At 51.5% G+C, this 3,367-nt stretch carries 1 protein-coding gene and 2 pseudogenes; 1 reads left to right on the top strand and 2 read right to left on the bottom strand.

Annotation, left to right across the window (positions count from 1 at the left end; translation table 11 throughout):
* Positions 1–2,273: pseudogene (locus tag NW858_RS09240) on the bottom strand (FkbM family methyltransferase); the annotation flags it as partial.
* 211 nt (positions 2,274–2,484) lie between these two features.
* On the opposite strand from NW858_RS09240, the gene NW858_RS09245 reads away from it, so the two are divergent.
* Complete coding sequence (locus NW858_RS09245) at positions 2,485–3,024, top strand: type IV pilin protein (protein ID WP_414349196.1); 540 nt, start codon at positions 2,485–2,487, stop codon at positions 3,022–3,024.
* A 228-nt stretch (positions 3,025–3,252) separates the two neighbouring features.
* Here NW858_RS09245 and NW858_RS09250 read toward each other — a convergent pair.
* Positions 3,253–3,367 (bottom strand): annotated as a pseudogene (locus NW858_RS09250) (IS630 family transposase); the annotation flags it as partial.

Consider the following 3,367-nt stretch of genomic DNA (forward strand, 5'->3'; position numbering starts at 1 on the left):
TCTTTGATTTGCTTTTTAATTCGGTTGAGTTGCTCCGGATTGTTGCCCAGTTGGATCCCACGTTGGATAAACTCTTCTACCGACCAGGTGATGCAGTCTTCGAGACCGATATTTTTCAGCAGACTGTAGCTCATGCGGCCGTAGTAGTGACGGCCTACCAGGGTAAGAACCGGCACACCCATGTAAAGGACTTCCATGGTGTGGGTTGCGCCAGTATAAGGAAAGGTATCTAGAATCAGATCCACTAGAGCCAGTTGGCCCCGATGCTCTTCTACACTGCTGGTTTTGGCAAGAAAACGGACGCGATCCAAAACACCCAAGTCTTTCGCTTTCTCTTGATAACGCCTGATTACTGTAGCAATTTCCCCAGAGCCTTTAACAATAAGAACGCCGTTGGAAACAGCTTTTAGAATCTTCAGGTGAGCATCAATGCAACTATCAGTGCGCTTGTAGGCGTTAGCCGCGGTAAGGAAAACAACGTCTTGGGAACCTATTCTCAGTTTAGTCCGAAACTCTACCTCGTCAGCAGGAATGACGTCGAGATGCTCAACGGCGCAATAGCTCGGCAAGCGGATAATCTTTTCATAGTAATCGGCCTGCGCATCTTCGGGGAGAATATAAGGATCGGCAAAAAAGTAATCAAACTCAGGTAAGCCGACAGCATCCCCGCCTAACCAGCCAATTTGGACAGGGGCAGCCCGTAGGGCTGCTACGATATTGGCGTCGTGGCTGGTGATAGAGTCCATGAAGACCATGATATCGATGTGATCCTCGCGAGCTTGAGCAGCTACTTGAGGTGGATTAATTCCCTCAGAAAAGAAGCGAAAGTAAAGGCTTTCCTGCGACCAAAACTTTTGGTATGTATTGTCATGGCTGGCCACTTCCTCAGTTTTCCAGCCATGGTAGTAGTAGTAACAAATATCTAATACACTGCGGGATAAATTTCTCAAAGTAGCTTCGCTGAGGAAGCCCACTGAGTGTCGCTGAAAACAGCTGCCCAGGAAACCAACTCGAAGTTTACGACTCTCTCCATTGACTATTTGATAATCTTGCTGATTTTTTTTCCAATACTCAGACCACAAGAAATCGCGCTGAGAGGCCATAAGACTGAGGCAATCGTTAAAAATCCTGCCAGCAAGCTGCTGGTAACGACGGATTAGAGACCGATCATCTGTTAGATAGCTCCAACAAAAGCAGACTCGAAAGAGAATAGCTTTAGCAACGGTCAGGCTTTCGAGGAGATTTTCGTCGTTTACTTCCAGGGAGCCTAGATCAACTGATCTGGACGAGAGAAAATCAATGATTTTTCGGATAGCAAGCTCTACCCTGTCTGGCCGGGCAGCGTGGATCAGCTTTTCCAAGGACTCCGACAGAAGGGGCAGGCGCAGGGCAAAGTTCTCCTGTGCCTGGGGACTTTCGGCTGCTGCAAGAAGCGCTTCTCCCAAGATGGAATAAGCGTCGCTAGTAGAGTCTCCGAAGAGGGCACGAGCTGCCCTCTGAAAGAAGTCGCCGATCAAGTCCTCTATTGTCCACAAACCTTGATAGCGCTCGGCCTGCTTTGGATCTGCTGCCTGGGCTAGCTGAGCTAGGAGAGCGGCAAAGCCGGATTTCTGACTCTCTAGGAGATGAGCTTGTAGAACTGTGGCCACTTCGAAAAACAGATCCAGGTAGCCGTCATCCCATAGCCGAGTGAGGAGTTGAGTTAGGAGTGACTCCTGGGTGATGTCTATGGTCTCCTCACCCGCCAGACTGACTAAGTGCTCCACTAGGGCCTGCCCGTAGAAGCCGACGGCCAGCTCGTCTTGAGCTTGCAAGGCCCGGAACAGCAGAACTTGAGTGTTATCCCGCCGGACTGGATCCAGCTCAAAGGCCATCTCCCTCAGCTTTAGGCAGATCTGGAGACGCTGCTGGGAATCCTGGCTGGGTGTATTTTCCAGACGGCCTGCCAAAGACAGCAATAGCTCTACGACTTTCTCCGGGGGCAGGATCCCGGTCTTGACCAAGGATGTGTAGACCTGGTAGGCGAGGTTTAGGCGGCCCGAAATCAAAACTTGCTCCAGTGCCGCGAGGGCGATTGCCACCCGGTCAGCCGGGAAAGCTTCTTCTTCAGACGGCGAAGGCACCTCAAGATCAAAGAGGCCCCACAAGAACTCTCTCCACGCCTCTGGATCTTGCTGTAGGTAGAAAGTCGCCAGCCATTCTGCGAAGGCATCTGGCGATTGCTGCAACAGTTGCTTGGCTTCCAGAATCCGAGCTTGCAGGGTGGGGTTCATGGGCGGAAGGGAGAGCGCTGGTCTTAACTGGTCTTAATTTGCCATGCAGAGGCCCGCTCGGCCAAACTACGGAACCTTTCTAGACCCACCCCCCTCAAGATCCGCAATTTCGCTGGGGGGCAGTCTGTTATGAATTGCCCTCAGGCTGGGTATGTTAAGACTGGCAGGTAACCTGCACAAGTAACTCTCTAGTAACTAAGGATCGAGTACTATGAGCGCGAAGTCTCGTCAGTCTCTGTTGCGGGCCAAGCTGGCTCAGCAACTTCTCTCCCAAGCCAAGGGCTTCACCCTGATCGAACTGCTGGTGGTGATCGTGATTGTGGGCGTGCTGTCTGCGGTGGCGATCCCTCAGTTCTTGAACCAAGTGCGCCGCTCCCGTACTGCGGAAGCGCAAGCCGCTCTCAGTGCGGTGGGGCGGGGCTCTGAGGCTTATCGCTTGGATTTCACAAAATACCCTACTGCCTACAGCGTAATTCAGTTCGGCTGCCCCACAACTTACTGCGGTGCTCGAGGCGACAAATATATGAACGATCCTTGGAGCACCCCAAACTACGGTACGCCGGTGGCTAGTAACGTTTCGAACACCTCTCCTCAAGGGATGCGGTGGGATACTACTGCTCTTGCTGGCAGCACCCAGTATATTAACTCCAGTGGTAACCCTATCCAATGCACCATTGGCTTGGGAGCCCAACAGACAGTTGTACCTACCCTTACGACGTTCGCAGGCAAGAGCTGCAACGTGTTTGACTAATTTCTGCTGGTTCCGCTGTTTATTCGGCTCCCTTGGGGGGAGCCTTTTTAGTGCTCTGGGGCAACCTGAGATCCTCACGGGGCAAGTACAGTCGCAAGTAACTGGGAAGGATGGCAGATGCAGGTGAAGATACCCTCTTCTATCAAGCTCTGGTTAATCATGGAGTTGCTGCAGAGTATGAACTTTTGGTAAAGAGTCGCCATTTGATTGATACAGCCTGTTAAAGAATCAAGGGGTGCAGTAGCAACACTTAGCAAACCAACTCTGGAAGCAGGATGGATTAATCAGTAGTAAAGAAGTCTGCACTATCTGCTCCAGGCTATACTTCCCAACTCTGGAAAAC

Origin of the sequence: Synechococcus sp. H55.10, assembly GCF_047502715.1 — a bacterium.
GTDB lineage: Bacteria > Cyanobacteriota > Cyanobacteriia > Thermostichales > Thermostichaceae > Thermostichus.

Bases quoted from the DNA above. Each gene is read 5' to 3' on its own strand.
- NW858_RS09245 (WP_414349196.1), top strand. From the start codon at position 2,485: ATGAGCGCGAAGTCTCGTCAGTCTCTGTTGCGGGCCAAGCTGGCTCAG.